The following is a 22,426-nucleotide window of genomic DNA, read 5'->3' as shown; positions in this document are numbered from 1 at the left end:
GCTCCGCTATGAAGACATCCCGGCGCCTTGCGATCGCACGCACCAGACGCCGCTCCTTCCTCCACGGAGATCCGTCAGAAGCGCCCTAGCCGCGCGACGGTGCCAAGCGGTACGAGTCGGCCAGGTCGCGGACCTCCGCCGACGTCACCACGTCGTGCGCGCCGTGCCCGGGCAGGTGCTTGCCGAGCAGGGCGAGCACGTCCTCCGACAGCCGGCCCTTCAGCTCGTCCGGGCGTCCCGGCAGCAGCCCCACGGCCACGTGCACGAAGGCCGGCTCTCCCGCCTCCCCGTCGCCGACGTAGGTGTCCGCGGCCGCGCGGAAGAACGTCTTGCACACGCCCGCCGAGCCGGTTTCCGCCAGCACCAGGGGATGCAGTTCCCGCACGAAGGCCCGCCGGTCGAAGACGCCGGCAAGCTGTGCGGAGTAGTCGACGGTGATGTGGGGCATGGCGGAACGGACCTCTCGCGTACGTGTGCTGTATGCAGCTATCTTCCTCCACGGGGCCGGGCGCGGGTCAGGGAGCCCGGCCGCCGGCTCCGCGCGGCGGGGTGCTACGCGGCCACCGGATGATCGCCCTCGACCGCGCCCCGCACTCCGTGGCCCCCTCCACGCGGTGACCGTGATGCGGGGCGATGAACCGGTGGGAAGGGGACGGATCATCGGCGACGGCGGCTGCCATTTCCAGATCGTCGACATCGCCGTCGCCCCGGCCGCCAGGGCCGCGGACCGGGCAAGCGGATCACGGCCGATGGTGACGGCCGCACTGGAGCAACGGGCGCCGCGGGGTGCGTGTGTCTCGCTGATCGCGGACGGCGAAGCACGGTTCCGCTACGAGAAGTTCGGCTTCGGTTCCACGGCGCCCGCGTCGATAGGGATGGCACGCTTCCCGCGATCGGGCGGACCCGCATCCTGTGAACTGCCGGTCGTGGACGGCAAGAAGAGACGCAAGACGGGACTTTCGGGCGACACGGTACGGAAATGTCCGATGCGCCCCGACCCGGCAAAGAACCGACAGCCGATCCGCCGCCCGGGCCCCCGCATGAGTAGGGTGCATCCATGCAGACCAGCGGGGAGGAACAGCGCGGCCATGTGCTGCTGATCGCGGGGGCCAGGGCCACGCACCGGCGCACCGTGCAGGTGATACCCAGCGCCAACCTGGCGGCGTTGACCGCCGTTCCCGTGCCCGTGCTGCTCGGCAGCACCCTGCCGGCCGACCTCGTCCACCTCGACGGCGCGCGCGATCAGAACACCCTGCTCATCAGGTTGCGGACCGCCGCCGCGGCGTCCGGGCCCCTCCTCGTCTATCTCGCCGGCCAGTTGACCGTCGACCGCAAGCACCACCGGCTCCACCTCGCCTCCGCCGGCACCACGGCCGCCACCACGCGCTACACCGCCCTTCCCTGGGAATGGCTGCGCAACGAACTGCGCCAACGCCGCGGCCCCACCACCGTGCTGCTCGACACGGCTGCCGACAAGGGCTCTTGGGCGGTGCTCAAGGAACGCGGCGGACTGCCCGAGATCAACGCCGAGGTGTACGGCGTCGTCACCCCGCCCGGCCTCGCCGGAACGGCCGACGGCATCAGCGTCTACACCCAGCATCTGATCGACGTGCTGCGCAACGAGCCCGAACGCCCCCAGAACGCCCGGCTGCACGCGCTGACCGTGGCCGCCGCCGCGATACCGCCCGGCACCCTCGTCCTGCCCAACACCCCGCAGCTCGCGCCCCCGCGCCCGTTCGACGACACCGCGGAGACCCGGCCGAGGGCACCGATCAAGCGGCTGCTGTCCGGCGACCGCGCCGTCCTCCGCCGCCGGGAGGCCGAACCCGCGCCCGCGCCGCCGGCCCTCGATCACTTCCCGCCACTTCCCGCGACCCCGGGCTACGGGTCGGGCCAACCCGCCTACGACCCGCAGCAGTTGCCGCCACGGCAGCCGGCCGCGCCGAGCCCGTTCCCCGCCCAGACGCCGTCGCCGACGCCGCTCCCCCCGACGTCGACGCCCTTGCCCGCCCCCAGCGCGCCGATTCCCCATGCCACCCCCGCCGCCGGTCCGGTCTACACCCCCACCCCCCTGGAGGCGAGCCCACCCCAGGCGGCCCCGCAGCAGAAAGATTCCGTTCCGAACCCGTACCAGACCCCGGCACCGCACCAGCCAACCCCCGTGCTCCGACCGGAACTTCCGCACCAGTCCGTGGCGACCCCGCCCGCACCCCCGGAAGCGGAACCGTCACCGTCCCCGGCAACGGCCGCTCCACCAACATTACCCACGCCCGCCCCCACCGCCACGCCCGCGACCGCGAGCGCCCCCGACCCCAAGCCGCTCATCTGGCAGGCCGCCCAGGCCGGCCGCCACGACCAGGCCGCCGAGATGGCCGCGTCCTGGGAGCAACAGGCCCTCCAGCGCTACGGGTACAACTCGCCGCAGGCCACGCAATGGGCCGAAATCCGGGCCGACCTCGCCCGCATCGCGGGGCGTTGGCCACTCGCCACCCAGCTGTGGGTGGCGGCCGCCCGCACCCGGCTGGCCCATCAGTCGTCGGACTCCGCCGAGGTCCTCAACGCGGCCCGCGGCGCGCACTATTGCTGGAACCAGATCACCGACACCGACCAGGCGATCGAGACCGGCCCCGAGTTGATCAACCTGCTCCGTCAACTGCCCGCGCTCGACCCCCGTCACGTCTACACGGCGCAGACCCGCCTCCAGTATCTTCACCAGTCACCGGCCGGACGCGACGAGCGGGGCTGAGCGCACGCCCGCGCGGACCGAACCGAACGGGGAAGCAGGGAAGGAGAGTTGACCGAGAAGCGTCACTGACTCCCGGTCAGATGCGCGTCCACGATGGCACCGTCGGAGACGGTGTACGTCCCCGAGTAGACCTTCACCGAGCCGTCGTTCTGGAGCGCACGCACCACCGCACTGACCTCTCCGGCGCCCGTACTGTCGCTCGTACGGTCAACGGCGCTGACGGTGATGTGACTGGTGCTGCCGTAGCCCGCGACCCAGTCGCTGTAGTTGGCCCCGCCGATGTTCTTGCCACCGAGCTCCCAAGCGGCGGCGAAATCATGGGCGTTGATCTCCTGGTAGAACCTCTCGACGGTCCCGCTGGGGGTGTCTGCGGAGGGTGACGGCGAGGGCGGGGTCGAGGACGAGGGCGAGTCGGAAGGGTCGCCCGGGGCGGTGTACGGGGTGGAGGTGGGGGTTGGATCGAGGCCGGGGACGGCGGGCGGTGTGGTGCTCGGTGAGGGGTAGTCGGAGGCGGGGGAGGAAGGGTCGGAGTCGGACCGGAGGATGAGGAACTCGGCTCCGCCACCGACGAGGAACAGGGCCAACAGCAGCCACGGCAACCACCGGGGGAGCATCGTGGACCCGACCCGGATGTAGCCGGGCGCCGGGGACCGGTTGGGTTGGTGGGCGGTGCCTCCGGTCGCGTTGGCACCCCAGGTGCCGCTCGTGCCCGGTGTCCGCGGCGTGCCGCAGCGGGGGCAGGAGGACGCCGCGCCGGTGGGACAGGGCGCACCGCAGTGGATGCAGGACGGCATGCGCTACAGCCCGTGGATCGCTTGCTCGATCGTCACCGCCAACGAGGCCAGGGCGGTGAACCGCGGTACGGCATCCACCAGTGACCTGGCGAAGAACTTCAGCTTGCCCCGGCGCGGCGACTCCGAGGCGAGTTCCTCGCGGGCGTCCTGCGCCGCCTCGACCAGATCGTCGCGATCGGGATGGTCGGATTCCCTTAGCTGCCCGATGAGTTGGGCGAGAAGCTCGCCGATCTCCTGGGGCGACCGCGACCGGCCGTCGCCGCCGTCCGCCCCCACAGCGACGTGATGGACCTCGGCCTTGGAGTTCTCCCCGCTGGCGACGGCGTTCCCGACGACGTTCGCGCCGCCACCGGCAACGATTCCACCGTTGTTCTTCCGCTGCATGTCCGCTCTGTCTCCCTGTCCTCGTGAGGATGCCCCAACTGGAAAAATGCCTGGCGTGGACCGACCGGATCGGGCCGCTCGACCGGATCGCTCCGACCGGTCGGGGTGACCCGATCAGTCCGTCACCATCGAGAAGGTCTTCTTGAGCATGTCGATCGAGATCCGGGACTTCTCGCCGGAGGCGACGGCGTTGGACTCCACCTTTGCGCCCTCGGTCGCGATGATGCCGTTGTTGATGATGACTTCCTGACGCTGAATCAACTCGCTGACGTCGATGTCCCGCGCCTCGGCGAACTCCACCAGTGCGTCCAGGACCCGCTTCTCCACCGTCTTCAGCACCATGCCGTTGTCGGCCTTCTGGAAGTAGCGGCGGTACTGGCCGGCCGACGCCTTCTGGCGCACGCTCTGCCGTGCCCCGTAGTCGAACCTGCGCAGCCGCGTGATCAGCTTGTCCTGATGCCTGACGCGCCACCGCATCCCGTAGTCGGGGAAGAACCCCACGACCGCGCGGAAGAGCGAGGGGACCAGGAGGAAGGGGGCGCGGACCATCGTCTGGCTGATCAGGTTGACCAGTTCGGCCGCGGTCGGGCGGGGCATCAGGGTGTCGATCAGGCGGTAGCGGTCGTGCAGTGGGCCCAGCACGGTCTGGACGGCCTCGACGGAGAGGTTGGTCTCCGAACGGAAGAAGCGGAGGAAGAGCGAGGTCACCAACTCGCCGCGCCAGCCGGTGGAATGGACGATCAGATAGGGACGGGCGCCCTCCTCCGGGTTGCGCTTCAGGTCGTCCATGAGCCGCGGGGAAACGCGGGCGACGGGGCGGCCGAGCGGGTTCGGCAGGAACCGCTTGTTCTCAAGGACCGCCAGGCCGTCGACGAACACCCGCTCCTCGATCTCCAGGCACGACACGGCCAGCGTGCCGACCCGGTTGGCGATGTGGTCGTAGAGGTCCTTCACGTCGAAGTTCTGCGGGTTGGCGCCCGGTCGGCTGGACGTCGTCACGTCGAACGACAGGGACCAGGAGTCGAGTTCGGACCCGTAGCCGAGGAAGGGCGCGTAGCCGCTGTACGTGGTGACGTTCCCGGTGGCATAGCCGTCGATCTGGCCGAGACGGGCCGCGACGCTGGGGTTGACGGGCTGCGGGGCCGTCTGGGGATCGAACCGGTCCGGGCGGAGGTTCTGGAGGAACCGGCCGTAGCGGGTGGACAGTTCGAAGACGAGCGCCGTCATCCAGGCGAGGAACAGCACCAGCAGGATCACGACGGGCCTGGCCGCCACCAGGGCGAACAGGAGCAGGCCGGCCAGCACGAGATCCCGGCTGTGCCGGCGCGCGTCGGCGAGATAGGCGTGCCGCAGCACGACGTTGAGATCACAGGCGGGGGCGGCCGCCACGCCCAGATGGGGTTCCGCGGCGATCTCCTTGATGAGCGCCCTGGCGAACGCGCGGTCCAGATAACTGGCGGCGCACAGATACCGGGTCAGGTCCTTGCTGTCACCCCAACGCGGGCCGGTGGCACGGCGGTCGGCGGGGCTGGTGGTGGCGGCGGACTTCTGCCACAGCGGCTTGAGTCCGCCGCCTCCGGTGCCGCCGGCCTGCTGCCAGGTGGACTTGGCGGAGGCGCCGGACGCGGCCGCCCGGGCGGCGGGGCGGCGGTGGGGATCGGGGCGTCCGGCGCCGGGGTTCGGACTGGCGGCCTGCTGCCAGGTGGACTTGGCCAGCGACGGGGGCGACGGTGGGGGAGAGGCCGAGGAAGGGGCGCCGGGCGGCGACGAACCCACGGCCGTGCCGCAGTCGGCGCAGTACGCCGCACCGGGTGGATTGTCCCGTCCGCATCCGGAGCACGCAGTCGAACTCGTCATCGCTCCCCCGTACATGAGAAGAACCCACGTATCTCAAGTGCACCACAGCGGGGCGCCACGGGGAGCGCCCCCGGCGCGCTTTGACGCGGGACCGTTACACGCCAGTGCGCCGTTGAGCCGGCCGCCCATGCGCCCGTCGGGCGACAACCCTCCGGCCGTGACGACGAAGCCGCATGTCGGGCACGGTGACGTGGTGCGCGATCCGGCACCAACGCCGTCCACGGGCAGGTTCTGCTCTCAACTTGGCGAGAGGACAAGGGAGTTGACGAAAGGGAGTCAGGTCGGTCTCGCGGGGGAGCGGTAGAGGGGACGCGCCACTACCCGAATCGCAAACGGTCCCGTTGGCGCCCCCGGTGGTTCCCGGTCGGCCGTCAGCACACCCCTTGCGGCGCGTCCGCGGAGTCGGTCTCCCGGGGCCCAGTCAGGCGCGTGAGTCGGCTGAGCTCCTCGATGTGTGTCAGTCGCGCGCGGGCGGTCTCCAGGTCACGGCCCCAGACGAGCACCCCGTACCCGGCGATGAGCAGGGCGGGCGGGGCGTCCTCCGCGTGCCTGGCGAGGTGGTCCGCAATGACCTCGGTGGTGCGTGGGACGTCGGGCCAGGTGGCGACGATGGGGAGGGTGACCGGGGTGGCGGAGTCGGAGCCGTCGCCAGTGCCCAGTTCGTCGGCCGTCGTCTTCAACTCCGTTCCGCCGAAGGCCACTTGGTCGATCACTCCGGTCGTGTGCGCCGCCGTCGACAGCTCGGTGGTGTGCGGCGGCGCGGCCTGGATGATCGCCCCGCATTCCGGCAGCCCGCGGTAGAGGACCAGGTGCAGGCAGGCGTCGGCCGGCGGCCACTCGACCTCGCCGAGCAGGGGAAGCCCCTCGCCGGGCTCGACCAGGACGATGTCGTCACGGGTCAGCGCGCCCCGGTCCACCCCGTCGACGGTGAGCAGAACGGCCTCGCCGCTCCGCACCGAGAGGTGCCCCGAGGTGTCTGCAAGCCAGCCGCGCCGATGGAGATCGCGACCGGCCGCGGCGAGGTTCTCCCGCAGCAACTCGCTGCCCGCGCCGATGATTACAGGCTCCACGGAGGACCTCCTTCTACGGAAAACGACATCAAGGGAGCCGCGGTCGGACTCCGCTCAAACCCCACGAGTATACTTACCGGTATAGCTACTGACGCAACCATACCGCTCGGTGTACCGTCAACGCATGACTGGCGACAGTGGGACGACTGGTCGGGGTGGGAAACGGCACGGGATACCGCACCTGACCCCAGCCGGCCTGCGGATTCTCGACACCGCCTCAAGGCTTTTCTACGAGCAGGGAATCCGGGCCGTCGGCGTGGAGGCGATCGCCGAGGAGGCGGGGGTCACCAAGAAGACGCTCTACGACCGCTTCGGCTCGAAGGACGATCTGATCCTGGCCTATCTCCGCGCCCGGGACGAGCTGTGGCGCACCACGCTCGTGCGGTACGTCGAGGAGCGGGGCGGATCTCCGAAGGGCAGACTGCTGGCCACCTTCGCCGCCCTGCGTGACTGGATGCGCGAGCGCAACCCCCGTGGCTGCGCCTTCGTCAACGCCCATGTCGAGCTGCCGGCCGACCACCCCGGACAGAAGGTCGCGCGCGAGCAAAAAGCCTGGCAGAGCGGGTACTTGACCGACCTCGCCACCGAGGCAGGTGCCGACGACCCAGAGGCCCTTGCCGGCCAGCTCCTCATCCTGCACGAGGGTGCCTGCATCGCGAACTCCATGCAGTCGGTCGAAGCTGCGGCCGAGCGCGCTCAGGCAATGGCCGCCGTCCTCATCGACAACTCCTGATCGACGACCCCTGGCCGACGACTTCTGATCAACAGTTCCTGATCAACAAGTCCTGAGCGAAGCGTCCGACAGACCTCCGAGCGCTCAAGGTCCGCTGCTGTCCGCTGGACCGGAATAGTGAACGCGCCAAGGGTGCATGGGTGGGCGCGTACGTTATAACGAACGAACGGGCGCGCGGGGGGACGGGCGGACGGGATGTCGGGCGGGGAAGAGAAGGGGGACGGGCGTGAATGCTTCCGGCACGTCAGGGAATTCCGCGGGGAGTTGCGCGGCGCGCTCCAGCAGCGTCGAAGGGGGCGGGAGCGCCGAGCGGCCCGAGGGGTCGATCAGGGAGATGTTGGCGGCGAACCTGCGTCGGCTGAGGACTCGTCAGGGGCTGTCGCTCTCCGAGCTCTCTCGGCGGTCGAAGATCGGCAAGGCGACGCTCTCGCAGTTGGAGTCCGGCACGGGAAATCCCACCATCGAGACGGTGTTCAGCCTCTCGCGGGTGCTGGAGGTGCCGATCTCGGACCTGCTGGACGCCCGTCCCGCCGGTGGGTTGACGGTGGTGCGGGCCGCGGAGGTCGAGGTGCTGAGTGGCGAGGGCGTCGACCTCCGGCCGCTGCGGCGGATCGAGTCGGGCGACGCGGTCTTCGAGGTCTACGACCAGCGCGTCAGGGCCGGCCGCCGGCAGGACTCGCTCGGTCATGTGGGTTCCGAGCACACCGTCGTCCAGGCGGGCCGGCTCGGGGTGCGGGTGGACGGACGCGAGGTGGAACTCGGCCCGGGGGACTATGTGGGCTTCGACGCGACGCTCCCGCACAGCTACACGGCGCTCGCGGGCCCTGTGCACTCCGTGTTGCTGTTGCAGTACCGCGCTGACCAGCGGCTGCACCTCTCGGATGCGGCGCTCGGCTGCCGTGACCGTTGACACACCCTCCGTAGCGCCATAGCCTCGCCACCGTTCACCGTTCGTTCTACCGAACGGAGTGGGTTCGATGAACAGGACGCACGGAACGCACGGAACGCAGGCTACGTACGGAGCGCGCGGCGCGCGGGTGGTGGTGCTCGGGGCCGGCATCATCGGTGCCGCGTGCGCACGGGAGTTGGCCCTGGCCGGACTCGACGTCCTCGTCGTCGACCGCGGCGGCGCGGCCGCGGCCACCACCGCACACGGCGAGGGGAACGTCCTCGTCTCCGACAAAGAACCGGGCCCCGAGCTGGAGTTGGCCCGACTCTCCCGGCGACTCTGGCCCGAGGCGCTCGCCGAAATCGCCAACCGCAGCCCCCACACGGCCCGTTCGGTGGAGTGGCAGCCCAAGGGCGGCATCGTCATCGCCACGACCGACGTCGGAGCCCGGGAGCTGACCCGCTTCGCGGCCGCCCAACGCGCCGCCGGCGTGCGCGTCGCCCCCCTCGACGCCCAAGCGCTCGCCGAGGCCGAACCGTTCGCCACCCGCGACCACACCGCGGCGCTGCACTACCCCGACGACGCCCAGGTCCAACCGGCCGCCGCAGCCGCCGCGTTGCTCACCGACGCGCTCGACGCGGGCGCGCGGCTGCGGACGGGGTGTGAGGTGCTGGGAGCAGTCACCCGCGGCGATGCGTTCACGGGTGTGCTCACGGGCGTACGCACCTCCACCGGTCCGATCGAGGCGGACCTGTTCGTCAATGCGGCCGGCCCGTGGTCCGGCGAACTGTCCGCCCGCCTGGGCGCGCCGGTGGACGTCCGCCCCCGGCGCGGCGACGTGTTGGTCACCACGCCGCTGCCGCCCATGGTCTTCCACAAGGTCTACGACGCCGACTACGTGGGCGCGGTCGGCAGCAGCGCCGAGGCGTTGCAGACCTCGGCGGTGGTGGAGGCCACTCGTGCCGGCAGCGTCCTGTTGGGCTCCTCGCGCCGCCGCGTCGGCTTCGACGACCGGCTGCGCCCCGAGGCGCTGTCGGCCATCGCCGCCAAGGCGCTGCGGTTGTTCCCGTGCCTGGCCGACGTCGCGGTGATGCGTGCGTACGGCGGCTTCCGCCCGTACGTCCCCGACCACCTGCCGATCATCGGCGCGGACCCGCGGCTGGCCGGGCTGTGGCACGCCGGTGGTCACGAGGGCGCCGGGATCGGCCTGTCGGTCGGCACGGCGCGACTGCTGCGAAACCTGGTGTTGGGTCAGCCGACGGAGATCGATGCCGCGCCGTTCCGGGTGGACCGGCCCGCCGTACTGGGCGCGGAGGGTCACCCGGCGGAGGCCACGGTGTGTCGGAATGAGGAGGAGGGGGCGGGATGAGTCCGAGACGTGTCCCGGTGGACGCGGACGCCGTCGGCCGGCGGGAGGTCCCGTTGCGGATCACCGTGGACGGTGAGCCCCTGGACGGCGTCGCCGGTCAGACCATCGCGGGGGTGCTGCTCGCCGCCGGCCGCCTGGCCTGGCGCCGGGGGCCCTCGGGTGCCCCGCGCGGGGTGTTCTGCGGCATCGGCGTCTGCTTCGACTGCCTGGTGAGCGTGGGCGACGAGCGTGATGTGCGGGCCTGCCGCCGCCGCGCCCGGGACGGGGACGTGATCACCACTCAGTGCAGAGTGGATGACGGATCCAACTCTCGTTCAGCGGAGGGGGAGTGACGTTGCATCGGGTTCATGTTGTCGTCGTGGGGGCGGGGCCAGCCGGGCTGTCGGCGGCGGATGCGGCGTTGCGGGCCGGGGCCCGGGTGACGTTGGTCGACTCCGCGGAGAACCCCGGCGGGCAGTACCACCGGATGCTTCCCGACGCCTATGCCGCCGCCCGCCCCGAGCAACTCCAACACGGCTGGCGAGCGTTCGACCATCGACGGCGACGGGTGCTGGAGCACCCGCGGTGTGCCTGGTGCCCGGAAACCGTGGTGTGGGCGCTGGAACGTCGGGACCCGCCAGGGGAGTTGAACGACCAGGAAGACCCCGGACCGCCGCGGTCGTCGCAGACGCCGCGCGTGCATCTGCTCTCCGGCCCGGCCGACGGCAGCGGGCGGGCCCGGCACGTGCTCGACCCGGACGCGTTGGTGCTGGCCGTCGGCGCCCACGATCGCGTACTGCCGATCCCTGGTTGGGAGTTGCCGGGGGTGTTCACGGCGGGCGCGGCGCAGGCGCTCGCCAAGGGGGAGCGGGTGGTGGTGGGGGACCGGGTGGTGGTCGCCGGTAGCGGGCCGTTCCTCCTTCCGGTGGCCGCGAGCCTGCTGGAGGCCGGGGCGGGGGTCCTGGAGGTGCTGGAGGCCAACACTCCGGCCACGTTGGCCCGTGGCTGGTCACGGCGTGCTTGGGAATTGGCCGCGCAGACCGGCAAGGCGGCCGAACTCCGCTCGTATGTCGCCGACTTGGCCCGTCATCGGGTGCCGTATCGGTGTGGTCGGGCGGTGGTCGAGGCGCGCGGTGAGGGGCGGGTGGAGGAGGTGGTCTCGGCGCGGTTGCGGGCGGACTGGTCGGTGGTTCCGGGCAGCGAGCGCAGTACGGCGGTGGACGCGCTGTGCGTCAGCCATGGCTTCGCACCGCAGTTGGAACTGCCGTTGGCCGCGGGATGCGCCCTGCGGGACGGGGCACCGGGATCTCCGGCGGATGCGGAGGGGGCGGGGGCGGTGGGCCAGTTCGTGGCCGTCGACGACGACCAACGCACCACCGCTCCAGGGGTGTTCGCGGCGGGTGAGATCACCGGGATCGCGGGTGCGCCGGCCGCGCGGGCCGAGGGGGCCCTTGCCGGCTGGTGCGCGGCCGGCGGTGATCCGACGGTGCCCGCCCTGCGCGCCGTGCGTCGCGCCCGTGATCGAGGGCGGGCGTTCGCCGAGCGGCTGGCCCGGGCGCACCCGATCGGCCCGGCCTGGCCCGGATGGCTGAGCCCGCGGACCGTCATCTGTCGATGCGAGGAGACGGATTACGGCACGCTCCGACGGGCCGCCACCAGTCCAGCGGGGGCGGCCGCCCGGGTCGCCAAGTTGACCACCCGAGCCGGCCTCGGCCCCTGCCAGGGCCGGATCTGCGGCCCCACCGTGGCGGAGTTGACCGCCCGCCTCTGCAACGGTCCCGCCGGCGAACGGGCGGTAGCGGGCCTGTCCCCGGCAACTCCGCACCACCGCCCCCTCGCCCACCCCATCCGCCTCGGCGAACTGGCCGCCCCACCGCAACCACATCCACAGTCACAACCCGACCCCCCTTCCCGCGTTCCCCCGACTCCCACCAAGGAGAGCGAGCGATGAGCACAGACACCCGGCAACCCCGTGGTCTCGGCGGAGTGATCGTCGCCACCGCGTTGCCGTATTCCGAGGACCCCGCCGCGCCGGCCGGTCTGGCGGTGGACTACGACCGCTACGCCGAACACTGCCGCTGGCTGGTCGAGAGCGGCTGTCACGGGGTCTGTCCCAACGGCTCGTTGGGGGAGTACACGGCGCTGACCGACGAGGAGCGGCGGGTCGTGGCCCGTACCGCGATCGAGGCGGTGGGCGACTCCGGCACGGTGGTGGTGGGGGTGCACGGCGCCGGCGCCCACCAGGCCAGGCACTGGGCGGAGGCGGCCGCCGAGGACGGCGCCGACGGGCTGCTCTGCCTGCCGCCGACGATGTACCGGGCCAACCGCGGTGAGGTCCTGGCCCACTTCGAGGCGGTGGCCTCGGTCGGCCTGCCGGTCATGGTCTACAACAACCCCCATGACACCAAGGTGGATCTGACCCCGGACCTGCTCGCCGAGCTCGCCGGGATCGACAACATCGTGGCGGTGAAGGAGTTCTCCGGCGATGTCCGGCGGGTGTTGGAGATCAGGGAACGGGTGCCCGGCCTGGCGGTGATCGCCGGCGCCGACGACGTGGTGGTGGAGAGCCTGTTGATGGGCGCCACCGGTTGGTTCGCCGGATTCCCCAACGTCTTCCCGGCCGAGTCGGCCCGCCTGTACGAACTGGCCGTCAGCGGGCGGCTGGCGGAGGCCCGGGCGCTCTACGAGCCGCTGGTGGCCGCGTTCCGTTGGGACTCGCGCACCGAGTTCGTCCAGGCGATCAAGCTGGGCATGGAGCGCGTCGGCCGGATCGGCGGGCCCTGCCGACCCCCGCGCGGTCCGCTCACCCCGGACCAACGCGCCCAGGTCGAGGCCGACATGGCGCGCGCCATCGCCGCGCTCGCGAAGCAGGACGGCTGATGGGCACCCGTCCTCCTGAGGGCGGCCGGGGCTCCCGCGCGGTCCGTTCGATCTCCGCGGTCGACTCGCACACCGAGGGCATGCCCACCCGCGTCGTCACCGACGGCGTCGCTCCGATCCCGGGCGCCACCATGGCCGAACGCCGTCGCTACGCGATGGCGCACCTGGACCCGCTGCGCCGCTTCCTGGTCGACGAACCCCGGGGCCACCCCGCGATGAGCGGGGCCATCCTGCAACCCCCGACCCGTCCGGACGCCGACTGGGGCGTGCTCTACATCGAGGTCAGCGGGTTCCTGCCGATGTGCGGCCACGGCACGATCGGGGTCGCCACCGTGCTGGTGGAGCAGGGCCTGGTGCCGGTCACCGAGCCGGAGACCACGGTTCGCCTCGACACCCCGGTCGGGCTGGTGCAGGCCCGGGTGGCGGTGCGCGACGGCGTCGCGGAACACGTCACGGTGCGCAACGTGGACGCGTTCGCGGTCGAGCAGGACGCCGCGGTGACCGTTCCGGGCCTCGGCGAGATCCGCTACGACATGGCGTACGGCGGGAACTTCTACGCCATCGTCGAACTGGCCCGGACCGGGCTGCCGTTCGACCGCTCCCGCAAGGAGGAGATCCTGGCCGCCGGCCTGGCCCTGATGCGCGCGGTGAACGAGCAGAACCGGCCCGTGCACCCGGTCGATCCGCTCGTCGCCGGTTGCAAGCACGTGCAGTTCCTCGCGCCCGACTCCACCGCCCGGCACTCCCGCAACGCGATGGCGATCCATCCCGGTTGGTTCGACCGTTCGCCGTGCGGCACCGGCACCTCGGCGCGGATGGCGCAGTTGCACGCCCGCGGCGAACTCCCGCTGCACACCGACTTCGTCAACGAGTCCTTCATCGGTACCAGGTTCACCGGACGGCTGGTCGGCACCGGCGAGGTGGGTGGACTCCCCGCCGTCGTTCCCGAGATCACCGGCCGGGCGTGGATCACCGGCACCGCCACCTATGTGCTCGACCCCCGCGACCCGTTTCCGCACGGGTTCGTGCTCTGACGCCGTCGCGCCCCGGGCGCCGGGCCGCCCACCGCACCCGCGCGCCCGGCCCCGACCGTCGCACGCACCCACCGGAGGGTCGCCATGCCCCGCTCAACCCCCGTGCCGCCGACCGTGACCACGGCCCCCACCAGGGCGCTCTTCTCCCGCGCCGGCGTCTTCCGCCGCAAGCCGGTCGACGCCTCCGAGGTGGAGACCGCGGGCGGCCTGCGCCGCACCATGGGGCTGTGGCAGTTGGTCGCCCTCAGCCTGGGCGGCCTGGTCGGCGCCGGCGTCTTCTCGCTCGCCGGCGTCGTGGCCCACCAGGACGCCGGGCCGGGCGTGTTGCTCTCCTTCCTCATCGCGATCGTCGCCAGCGGCGCGGCCGCGCTCTGCTACGCCGAGTTCGCCGGCGCCATCCCCAAGGCCGGATCGGCCTACACCTACTCCTACGCCGCCCTCGGCGAGATCGTCGGCTGGATCATCGGTTGGGACCTGCTGCTGGAGTACACCGCCATCGTCGCCGTCGTGGCCATCGCGGTGTCCGGCTACTTCTCCTACCTCCTGACCCGGTTCGGCCTCGACGTCCCCGCCTGGATGTCGGGCGCGCCCGGCACCGGCCCGGGCCACCGGTTCGACCTCTTCGCCGCCCTGCTCTGCCTGCTGCTGGCCTTCGTCCTCTCCCGCGGCACCCAGCAGTCGGCCCGCTTCGAAACCGCCCTGGTGGCCGTGAAGTTGGGCATCGTCGCCGTGGTGGTCGTAGCCGGTGCCCTGCACCTCTCCGCGGGCAACTACCACCCGTTCCTGCCGTACGGGATCGGCGGCGCGGTCACCGGCGCGGCCACCGCCTTCTTCGCGGTCTACGGCTACGACGCGATGAGCGCGGCGGCGGAGGAGAGTGCCGAGGCGAAACGGGTGCTGCCGAAGGCGATCGTCCTCTCGCTCGGCATCGCCGCCGTGATCTACCTGGCGGTCTGCGTCGTGCTGCTCGGCATGCAGAACTACCGGGACATCGACGTCCGGAGCCCGTTCTCCGGTGCGCTGGCGTCGGTGGGCCTGGCCGGGCTGGGCACGGTGGTCGCCGTCGGCGCCGTCGTCGGCATCACCACCTCCGCGTTCGCCAACATGCTGGCGGTGACCCGGGTCTGGTTCGCGATGAGTCGGGACGGGCTGCTGCCGCGCTACTTCGCCCGCAACCATCCGCGCCGGCACGTCCCCACCAGGGTGATCTGGCCGGTCGGCATCGGTGCGGCCCTGATCGCCGGCCTGCTGCCCATCCGGGAGGCCGCCGACCTGACCAACATCGGCATCCTCACCGCCTTCATCGTCGTGGCGATCGCCGTGGTGGTGCTCCGCCGGACCCGCCCCGACCTGCCGCGCGCCTTCCGCACCCCGTGGGTCCCACTGGTCCCGGCCGTCGGAGTCGCCTTCTCGCTCTGGCTGATCGCCCACCTGGACCGGCTGACGTGGCTCCGCTTCGCGGTCTGGCTCGCCCTCGGCCTCGTCGTCTACGGCCTGTTCGGCTTCCGGAACTCGACGGAGCACGGCACCGGGCGGGAGGGGGCGCAGTGCAGGGGCTCCGGTCGGATCGCGTCGGATGCCGAGCCGGCTCCCGTCAGATCCAGTACGGCGCTGGGGGGACCGGCCCGGGCGCGGTGGTGGCGAGGTCGGCCCCGGTCGTGCGGCCGGTGAGCCAGCCGAGGAGAGCGGCCTGGGGGCCCGTGACGGTCGGCCCGCCGCTGCCCACCACGTGGACGAGGTCGGTGTCCGTCGCCTCGATGCGCAGGGGCGGGACGTCCGCGCGTCGGCGCTGCGCCGCGATGAGGTCGTCGATGATCCAACGGGCGGCCGCGGTCGGCACATCGGCGAAGGCGTAGCCGGCGTCCAGATCGACGTGGTGGACCTCCAGTTCGCGCAGCCGGGTGGGTACCAGGGCGGCCGGGGTGCGCAGTTCGCCGGTGCGCATTCGCACCTCGTAGCTCCAGGCCGCCGACGGCAGGGTGCGCACGGCGTGGTCGAAGCGGTCGGCGCTCGCCGTCACATCGGCCAGCAGTTCGCGGACCGGCCGCCGGGCGCCGGCCTCGATCTCCGCGGCCCGGGCCGCCATGTTGGCGTACTGCGGGGTCTCCACGCCGGTACGGGCCCACGTGAGCAGCCGGCAGAGGCTGTCGGTGGCGCGCGCGACATGGGTGATCACATGCCCGCGGGTCCACGGTGGCACCAGCGTCGCGCCGGCGACGTCCGCGTCGGTCAGCCCCTCAACGGTCGCCAGGAAACGCTCCGTTGCCGCGGCAACGGAGCCCAGCGCGTCGGCCCTCGACATCTCGGACACCTCAGCCCTCCCGGCCGGTCGGACGGGACGCCCGACGCCCCACCTCCGCCCTGCCATCCGTATCGTGATGTAAAACATCCGCATGGTGGTAATGGTCGGGACTGTAGGACGCCCCGCCGGTCTCGTCAACGCCCGCCAAGCAACGCTCACGGCCCCGTTCCAGCGCCCCAACGGCCCGTCCCCCAGCGGTCGTTCAAGACATTCTTGCCGGGTATGCGCGCCGATCGCGTCATGCCCACCGATCCGCGGCGCTCTCGCACCTCGCGGGTGGTTTCGACGGCGCCACATCACCGCGGTGCGACCGCCGAAGCCACTCCGCGCCCGCGAGCACGCGCCACCAATCACCATCAACCGCAATCAACCGGCGCCGCCCCACCCGGTTTTCTGGCGCATAAGGCGCTACCTCCCGCCGCCCTCCGCAACCGGCCCGCGGGGTCGGGAGTCCTACCGGACATGAGACGCATACCCTTACGACTGAGCAGACCCGCGGTCGGCGCCCTCGGCCGGCGAACGGGCGCTGCGCTCGCCCTCACCTCCCTCGCCCTCCCGCTGACGGTGGCGCTGAGCTCCCCCGCCCAGGCCGCCGACCGGTCGGGCTGTTACGGACTGCGCGGCCCGTACCAGAAGCAGGCCGAGCGGTTCCTCGGACTCCGGGTCGACGGCCGGCAGTCCCCCTCCGACTGCCGCGCCATCCGTGCCTTCCAGAACAGCCACGGCATCACCCCCAACTACGGCTACGCCGGCCCCGTCACCTGGAACGTGATGCAGCTCGTGGTCAAGCAGCGGGCGGCCGGCAGCCACCCCAACAGTGCCCACAAGTGCCCCACCAACAAGGGCCGGATCGCCTGCGTCGACCTGACCCGTCAGCTCAGTTGGATCCAGGACGGCGGTCGCCTGGTCTACGGACCGGTGCCGGTCCGCACCGGACGCGAGGGCGGGGCGACCCGCACCGGCCTCAAGCACATCTACTGGCGGCACCTGCACCACGTGTCGACGATCTACCACTCGGCCATGCCGTACAGCCAGTTCTTCGACGGCGGCGAGGCGTTCCACGCCATCGGCGGCAGCGTCTGGTCCGCCCCGGGCTCGCACGGCTGCATCAACATGCGCCCCAACGACGCCAAGAAATACTGGTCGTTGCTGCACTACGGCACAGCCGTGTACGTCTACGGCCGCAAGGCCGGCACCTGAGCGACCCGTGGGCGTGCCGGCTCGGCCGGCACGCCCGCACGCCGGGCCCCGAAGAGCGCCCCGACCGCCCGCCGGCTTCAGCCGGCCAGCAGCTTGTAGAGCGCCATCGGCGTCACATAGCCCGGCCAGCGGCCGTCCGAGAAGAGCTGGACGCCGCCGTCCTGGTAGCACCTGTCCACGAGTTGGGAGCAGATCATGTGGTGGGTGCTGGCCACGTAGCGGCGCAGCCCCGGAACGGTCAGATGGATGCGGTGGGTTGCGATCGCCAGGTAGTCGAGGAAGCTGTAGGGCACGCCCACGTAGTGGTCGGCCGCCGCGCAGATCCGTTCGCGCTGCTGCTCGGTGAGGCGCTTCGGGCACACGTAGCGGACGTCGGTGCCCTGGTATTCGCTGAGCGGCCGGATGCGGGCGCCGCCCGGCTCGGCCTCCAACAGCCGGTCCTCGGGCAGGACCAGGAAGGCGTGTTCGTAGTCGGCGAAGCCGTCTCCGTTGATCCACTGGCCGAAGCGGATCAACTGGCCGGTGGCGCCGGATATCTGGGTGAGCCCGATGTCCCCGGGCAGGGGATGGGTGTGCTTCATGAGCGGCTCCAAGGAGCGTGAGAAGCGGATGCACCAGGGTGATACCCGCTGTGTGGGCACCCGCACCGCCCGGCCGTCATCGCCTGCCAAGGTGCCTGCCACGCCGTTGCCGTGATGCTGCATCAGTTGGTCGACGGGGTAGGTCTCCCGGGACCGGAACGGGGGAGACCCACCGACGACGAGGAGCACCACGCCATCATGCCCACCGGCAGCACCGACACCCCGACACCCGCGGACCGCGCCACCGCCCCCACCGACGGCCGCCCCCTGGCCGGTACCGTCGCGCTGGTGACCGGCGCCTCCAGCGGCATCGGCGCCGCCACCGCACGCGCCCTGGCGCGGGAGGGCTGCGCCCTCGCCCTCGTCGCCCGCCGCGCCGACCGCCTGGCCGAACTGGCCGCGGACATCGACGCACCGGGCACCGCCCCGGCCCTCACCCTGGCCGCCGACCTCACCGACGGCGCACAGGCCGCCCAGGCGGTCCACCGCACCGTGGAGCACTTCGGCCGCCTGGACGTCCTGGTGAACAACGCCGGCTACGGCGCCCGCGGCGCGGTGACCGACAGCGACCCCGAGGACTGGGACCGGATGGTCGACCTCAACCTCAAGGCCGTGCTGCGGATGTCGCACGCCGCGCTCCCGCACCTGCTCCGGGCCGTTGCGTCGGCGCCCCGCGGCGCCGCCGATCTGGTGACCGTCAGCTCGGTCGCCGGGCGGGTGCCGCGCAAGGACAACAGCGTCTACTCCGCCACCAAGCACGCGGTGTGCAGCTTCAGCGAGGCCCTGCGCCAGGAGGTGACCGGCCGCGGCGTGCGCGTCGGACTGGTCGAACCGGGCATGACCACCACCGAGATGACCCTCGGCAGCCAGGCGGCGGCCGCCCACGGCCTGCCGCGCGACACCTGGCTGGACGCCGAGGACATCGCCCGCGCCATCGCCTTCATGGTCACCCAGCCGGCCCGGGTCGCCATCAACGAGATCATGGTCCGCCCCACCTCCCAGGAGCGCTGACCCGGTGCCGCTGCACCTGCTGCTCACCTCGGACACCCATGTGCCCCGGCGCGCCAAGTCCGTTCCGCCGCAACTGCTCGATGCGGTGGCGCGCGCCGACGCCGTGGTGCACGCCGGTGACTGGACCGACGCCGCCACCGTGGACCTGCTCCAGGCCCGCGCCCGCCGGCTGATCGGGGTGTACGGCAACAACGACGGCCCGGCCGTGCGGGCCCGCCTGCCGGAGGTGGCCCGCGCCGAACTGGACGGGCTGCGGCTGGGCGTGGTGCACGAGACCGGCCCCGCCCGGGGTCGGGAGCGCCGCTGCGCCGACCGCTTCCCGGACCTCGACGTGTTGGTCTTCGGGCACAGTCACATCCCCTGGGACACCACGGCGGACTCCGGCCTGCGGCTGCTCAACCCCGGTTCGCCGACGGACCGTCGACGCCAGCCGCACTGCACCTACCTGACCGCGCTGGTCACCGACGGCCGGCTGACCGACGTGGTGCTGCACCGGCTGCCGACCCGGCAGTGACCGGACCCGGACCGCGGGGCCGCCCGCGGTCCGGGCTCACTTCCCCAACAGCCCCCGCACATAGGCGGCCTGGCCGGCGTGTTGGAGATCGTCCGCGAGCACGCTCACCAGGCGGACGCCCAGGGTGACCGGCGGGGTCCAACCCCGGTCGACGATCCGGTCGAGGTCCTTCACCGCGAGCGGGCGCAGGAAGCGCACCGTGCTCTCGTGCACCGCCGCGTGATAACCCGTCAGCAGCTCGGCGGTCAGGCCCCGCACCTTCGCCACGTCCCGGCTGGAGTGCCCGTAGCCGGTGTCGTCCGCGGCGAACGGCAGCCCGAACGCCGCGCACCACTCGTCGGCGGTCCAGAGCTGCTCGGTGCCGGCGGCTCCCGCGACATGGTCGTCCTGCACCCGTGTGAGGTGCCAGACCAGCCAGGCGACGGAGTTGCCCCGCCCCTCGGGACGGCTGCCGAGCTCCTCGGGCCCCAACCCGTCGACCACCTCCTCGACGACCTCGCGGATCCGACCGAAGGCGTCGACGAGCAGAGCGGTGCTGGCGGACATGGCGGCTCCGTACGGTGGGTGACGGCCTGAACGAGGCGGCCCATCGTCGCAAGCCGGCGCGGGGGCCGGCGCGCGGCGCACCCAGGTCAGGGGGCCGGTCCGCCGCATGGCGGAAGCGTCTCCGCCCGGCCGGTGCGGGCGCCTGGACCGCGGTCCGGGCCGCGCGGCCGGGCAGCGCGTCAGGACCGCGTGGACCACACCGCGAGGGTGTCCAGCAGCGCCTGGACCGGCCGCAGGGAGCGGTCACCGGGCCCGACGATGCCGAGGATGCGGGGGAGCGGCTCCACCACGCGGACCAGGCGCCCGGCCCGGAGGTACGGGTTGGGGTCGCGGAGCGCGGCCTCCAACGCGGGCCGGGTCCAGTACGTCCGGGCCAGGCCCAACGCCCAGCGGTGCTCGTCCTCGTAGGGCAGCCACCGGCCGGCGGCGTAGGCGTCCGCGAGATCGTGCGCCTGGCGGGACATCACCTGCCAGCTGAAGTCCTCCTCGATCAGCTCGCGACGCCGGCGGCCCGGACGGTCCTCGCGGCACGGCGCGCACAGCCGCATCTCCCGCTGCGGGCCGTCCGGTGGCCGCGCCGCAACGGGGGGCGCGCCGGCGGCGGGACGTCGGTAATGGCACAGGTCACAGGTGACCGCACCGGTGGTCACGGGGTCCGGATAGGAAATCACGAAGGACTCAACGACACAGACGTGACCGGGTGGCGTGGCTCATGGGTGGCGAACGCCGGCAACGGCGAGGCGTTGTGGTGCGGCATGGGAACAAGCCTACCCAGCGCGGGAGTTGGCGAACGTTGCGGCGCGCAACGGTCACACATGGACTTGTGCACGTCGGGTTCGTCCCGAACCGTTCAGTCCGACGGCGTGTCCGGTCGCGTCGCGACCATCAGCCGCCCGCGGGGGCTGCCGTCCACGCGCCGCCCCAGCTCGGGCAACGCGCGCCACTCCACGGCGAACCCGGCCCGCGCCAGCTCCGCGCGCACCTGCGAGAGCCGGAAGCCGCGGTAGTACATCACGAACTGCGGCCGCCACAGGACATTGCGCACCCGCATCGCCGCGTCGAAACCCAACAGCGCCCAGTACGCCGGCGACCCCGGCCGGGTTGGTGCCATCACCGGGAACACGAACCGCCCACCGGGCCGCAGCACCCCGGCCACCTGCGCGAACAGCCCCGGCCGCTCCCGCGGCAGGAAGTGCCCGAACGCCCCGAAGCTCACCACGACGTCGAAGACCGGCCCGAACGGCAGCGCCCGCGCATCCGCCCGCACCCACTCCCACCGCGGCCCGCCCCCACCGACCGCGTCCGCCGCCCGCTCGCCCTCCGGCCCACGGGCCCGCCCCACCGCCAACATCCCCGCGCTGACGTCGACGCCGGTCACCCGCTCCCGGCACACCTGCGCCAGCACCGCCATGCCCGCGCCGGTACCGCAGCACAGGTCCAGCCCGTTGGCGAACGGCCCCAGCCCCTGCAAGTCCCGTAGCACCGGCCGCAACACCGCATCCGGCGTCCGGAACGGTGTGCGGTCGAACTTCGGCGCGAGCAGGTCGTAGCCCCGCTCCACCGACGACAGCGCCTGCACGGCGAGCTCACGCAACGTGGGACCCTCGGGAGCGAACATCGCGTCAGCATAGGCGCCCCGCCCGCGCTACGAGCCCGCGATATAGGCGTGGATCGCCGGATCGCTGACCTTCGTGTAGACCCCCGGATGCCCCGCCGCGGCACACCCCGTCCCCCAGGACGCGATGCCCGCCAACCGCCCGTCGACCACCAACGGCCCCCCGCTGTCCCCCTGGCAGGCGTCCTTGCGGCCCGCGACATAGCCGTAGCAGGCCATCCGCGGCGTGATCGCGGACGGACCGTAGGCGCCCTTGCAGTACGCGTCGGACAGCTTGGGCACATCGACCCGCCGCAGATGCTCGGGGAGTGCGCCGCCGTCCCGCGTCGCGCCCCAGCCGGTGACGGTCGCCGGGGTGCCCTCGGCGGGCTCCTTGCCCTCCGCCGCCAGCGGGATGGCCCGGACCTCGGGCCCGAGCGTCAGCGGCGACGCCAACTCCAGCACCGCCACGTCGTAGTCGATCGTCGCGGCGTCGAACTTCGGATGCCGGAGCATCCGCGCCACCCGCACCACCTGCCCACCGTTATCCCGCACGCTGCTGCCCGCCCGGACGCTCAGCGAGTCCGCCGGCATCCCCGACGCGCAGTGCGCCGCCGTGACCACCGCATCGGCGCGGATGATTGAACCGCCGCAGACGTGGCCCCCGTGGGTGCGCACCGACACCTGCCAGGGCGCGTCCCGCACATCGGCGTTCCTCCCGCCGACGATGCGGGTCTCCAGTGCCGCCCGCCCCGCCACCGCCGTCGCCGGCGGCACTCCGACCAGCACCGCCCCCAACAACGCGAGCGCCGCCGCCCCGCCCCGCAGCCATGACCGTGCCATTCCGCCTCCCGAATCCGGATCGGCCAGGACTCCTCCTCCTCCAGCGATCCTCAGGCAACCTCCGCCGGACCGGGGCGAAGAGTCCGCGCTTTCCACCGAA

General features: G+C 72.3%; 23 protein-coding genes. 12 read left to right on the top strand and 11 right to left on the bottom strand.

Translation table 11 applies throughout. The features are described from left to right. Positions 1-85: 85 nt before the first annotated feature. Entirely contained in the window at positions 86-448 is a 363-nt protein-coding gene (locus ACIQU6_RS23085; protein ID WP_403483549.1) for a 5-carboxymethyl-2-hydroxymuconate Delta-isomerase, read from the bottom strand. A 609-nt stretch (positions 449-1,057) separates the two neighbouring features. On the opposite strand from ACIQU6_RS23085, the gene ACIQU6_RS23080 reads away from it, so the two are divergent. After that, positions 1,058-2,746: a hypothetical protein gene (locus tag ACIQU6_RS23080; protein ID WP_403483548.1), complete on the top strand. Its 1,689-nt coding sequence runs from the start codon at positions 1,058-1,060 to the stop codon at positions 2,744-2,746. A 62-nt stretch (positions 2,747-2,808) separates the two neighbouring features. Here the strand turns inward: ACIQU6_RS23080 and ACIQU6_RS23075 are convergent, their stop codons facing one another. The 4 genes from ACIQU6_RS23075 to ACIQU6_RS23060 form a co-directional block, all read right to left on the bottom strand. Further along, positions 2,809-3,540 (bottom strand): hypothetical protein, encoded by a 732-nt coding sequence (locus tag ACIQU6_RS23075; protein ID WP_403483547.1) that lies wholly within the window; start codon positions 3,538-3,540, stop codon positions 2,809-2,811. Between the two features lie 3 nt (positions 3,541-3,543). After that, on the bottom strand, positions 3,544-3,924 hold the full coding sequence (locus ACIQU6_RS23070; RefSeq protein ID WP_403483546.1) for a hypothetical protein: 381 nt from the start codon (positions 3,922-3,924) through the stop codon (positions 3,544-3,546). Positions 3,925-4,038: 114 nt separating this feature from the next. Then, entirely contained in the window at positions 4,039-5,781 is a 1,743-nt protein-coding gene (locus ACIQU6_RS23065) for a zinc ribbon domain-containing protein (protein WP_403483545.1), read from the bottom strand. Positions 5,782-6,152: 371 nt separating this feature from the next. Continuing rightward, positions 6,153-6,851, bottom strand: coding sequence for a class II aldolase/adducin family protein (locus ACIQU6_RS23060; RefSeq protein ID WP_403483544.1), 699 nt, complete (start codon positions 6,849-6,851; stop codon positions 6,153-6,155). A 124-nt stretch (positions 6,852-6,975) separates the two neighbouring features. Here ACIQU6_RS23060 and ACIQU6_RS23055 point away from each other — a divergent pair, with 124 nt between their 5' ends. The 8 genes from ACIQU6_RS23055 to ACIQU6_RS23020 all read left to right on the top strand — a co-directional run bounded on the left by ACIQU6_RS23055 (position 6,976) and on the right by ACIQU6_RS23020 (position 15,406). Further along, a complete protein-coding gene (locus ACIQU6_RS23055; protein ID WP_403483543.1) occupies positions 6,976-7,584 on the top strand; it encodes a TetR/AcrR family transcriptional regulator in 609 nt (202 codons plus the stop codon). Between the two features lie 226 nt (positions 7,585-7,810). After that, a complete protein-coding gene (locus ACIQU6_RS23050; protein WP_403483542.1) occupies positions 7,811-8,494 on the top strand; it encodes a helix-turn-helix domain-containing protein in 684 nt (227 codons plus the stop codon). A 67-nt stretch (positions 8,495-8,561) separates the two neighbouring features. Next, complete coding sequence (locus ACIQU6_RS23045) at positions 8,562-9,842, top strand: NAD(P)/FAD-dependent oxidoreductase (protein ID WP_403483541.1); 1,281 nt, start codon at positions 8,562-8,564, stop codon at positions 9,840-9,842. Beyond that, a complete protein-coding gene (locus ACIQU6_RS23040; RefSeq protein ID WP_403483540.1) occupies positions 9,839-10,174 on the top strand; it encodes a (2Fe-2S)-binding protein in 336 nt (111 codons plus the stop codon). The genes ACIQU6_RS23045 and ACIQU6_RS23040 overlap by 4 nt, the downstream gene beginning before the upstream one ends. Continuing rightward, a complete protein-coding gene (locus ACIQU6_RS23035) occupies positions 10,171-11,772 on the top strand; it encodes an FAD-dependent oxidoreductase (protein ID WP_403483539.1) in 1,602 nt (533 codons plus the stop codon). The genes ACIQU6_RS23040 and ACIQU6_RS23035 overlap by 4 nt, the downstream gene beginning before the upstream one ends. Further along, complete coding sequence (locus tag ACIQU6_RS23030; RefSeq protein WP_403483538.1) at positions 11,769-12,701, top strand: dihydrodipicolinate synthase family protein; 933 nt, start codon at positions 11,769-11,771, stop codon at positions 12,699-12,701. Before ACIQU6_RS23035 ends, ACIQU6_RS23030 begins: the two co-directional genes overlap by 4 nt. Beyond that, the gene (locus ACIQU6_RS23025) at positions 12,701-13,735 is read left to right on the top strand and encodes a proline racemase family protein (RefSeq protein WP_403483537.1); all 1,035 of its coding nucleotides are present in this window, start codon (positions 12,701-12,703) and stop codon (positions 13,733-13,735) included. Before ACIQU6_RS23030 ends, ACIQU6_RS23025 begins: the two co-directional genes overlap by 1 nt. Positions 13,736-13,819: 84 nt before the next feature. Next, on the top strand, positions 13,820-15,406 hold the full coding sequence (locus tag ACIQU6_RS23020; protein ID WP_403483536.1) for an amino acid permease: 1,587 nt from the start codon (positions 13,820-13,822) through the stop codon (positions 15,404-15,406). Here the strand turns inward: ACIQU6_RS23020 and ACIQU6_RS23015 are convergent. Next, on the bottom strand, positions 15,330-16,037 hold the full coding sequence (locus ACIQU6_RS23015) for a maleylpyruvate isomerase family mycothiol-dependent enzyme (protein ID WP_403483535.1): 708 nt from the start codon (positions 16,035-16,037) through the stop codon (positions 15,330-15,332). The genes ACIQU6_RS23020 and ACIQU6_RS23015 overlap by 77 nt on opposite strands. A gap of 462 nt (positions 16,038-16,499) precedes the next feature. Here ACIQU6_RS23015 and ACIQU6_RS23010 point away from each other — a divergent pair, with 462 nt between their 5' ends. Then, on the top strand, positions 16,500-17,237 hold the full coding sequence (locus tag ACIQU6_RS23010; RefSeq protein WP_403483534.1) for a L,D-transpeptidase family protein: 738 nt from the start codon (positions 16,500-16,502) through the stop codon (positions 17,235-17,237). Positions 17,238-17,314: 77 nt separating this feature from the next. Here ACIQU6_RS23010 and ACIQU6_RS23005 read toward each other — a convergent pair whose 3' ends face one another. After that, complete coding sequence (locus tag ACIQU6_RS23005) at positions 17,315-17,818, bottom strand: hypothetical protein (RefSeq protein ID WP_403483533.1); 504 nt, start codon at positions 17,816-17,818, stop codon at positions 17,315-17,317. Positions 17,819-18,016: 198 nt separating this feature from the next. Here ACIQU6_RS23005 and ACIQU6_RS23000 point away from each other — a divergent pair, with 198 nt between their 5' ends. Continuing rightward, positions 18,017-18,829 (top strand): SDR family oxidoreductase, encoded by an 813-nt coding sequence (locus ACIQU6_RS23000; RefSeq protein WP_403483532.1) that lies wholly within the window; start codon positions 18,017-18,019, stop codon positions 18,827-18,829. Positions 18,830-18,839: 10 nt separating this feature from the next. Beyond that, positions 18,840-19,343, top strand: a complete 504-nt coding sequence (locus tag ACIQU6_RS22995) for a metallophosphoesterase family protein (RefSeq protein ID WP_403483554.1) — start codon at positions 18,840-18,842, stop codon at positions 19,341-19,343. A gap of 36 nt (positions 19,344-19,379) precedes the next feature. Here ACIQU6_RS22995 and ACIQU6_RS22990 read toward each other — a convergent pair whose 3' ends face one another. The 4 genes from ACIQU6_RS22990 to ACIQU6_RS22975 all read right to left on the bottom strand — a co-directional run bounded on the left by ACIQU6_RS22990 (position 19,380) and on the right by ACIQU6_RS22975 (position 22,326). Further along, positions 19,380-19,889 (bottom strand): DUF664 domain-containing protein, encoded by a 510-nt coding sequence (locus tag ACIQU6_RS22990; RefSeq protein WP_403483531.1) that lies wholly within the window; start codon positions 19,887-19,889, stop codon positions 19,380-19,382. Positions 19,890-20,068: 179 nt separating this feature from the next. After that, the gene (locus ACIQU6_RS22985; protein ID WP_403483530.1) at positions 20,069-20,539 is read right to left on the bottom strand and encodes a hypothetical protein; all 471 of its coding nucleotides are present in this window, start codon (positions 20,537-20,539) and stop codon (positions 20,069-20,071) included. Positions 20,540-20,739: 200 nt separating this feature from the next. Beyond that, a complete protein-coding gene (locus ACIQU6_RS22980) occupies positions 20,740-21,507 on the bottom strand; it encodes a class I SAM-dependent methyltransferase (RefSeq protein ID WP_403483529.1) in 768 nt (255 codons plus the stop codon). Between the two features lie 27 nt (positions 21,508-21,534). Further along, complete coding sequence (locus ACIQU6_RS22975) at positions 21,535-22,326, bottom strand: serine protease (RefSeq protein ID WP_403483528.1); 792 nt, start codon at positions 22,324-22,326, stop codon at positions 21,535-21,537. Positions 22,327-22,426: the final 100 nt, after the last annotated feature.

Source organism: Streptomyces sp. NPDC090442 (assembly GCF_044769405.1).
GTDB lineage: Bacteria > Actinomycetota > Actinomycetes > Streptomycetales > Streptomycetaceae > Streptomyces.
Note: the sequence above shows the minus strand (reverse complement) of the source record. Positions and strands in the feature narration are given on the sequence as shown.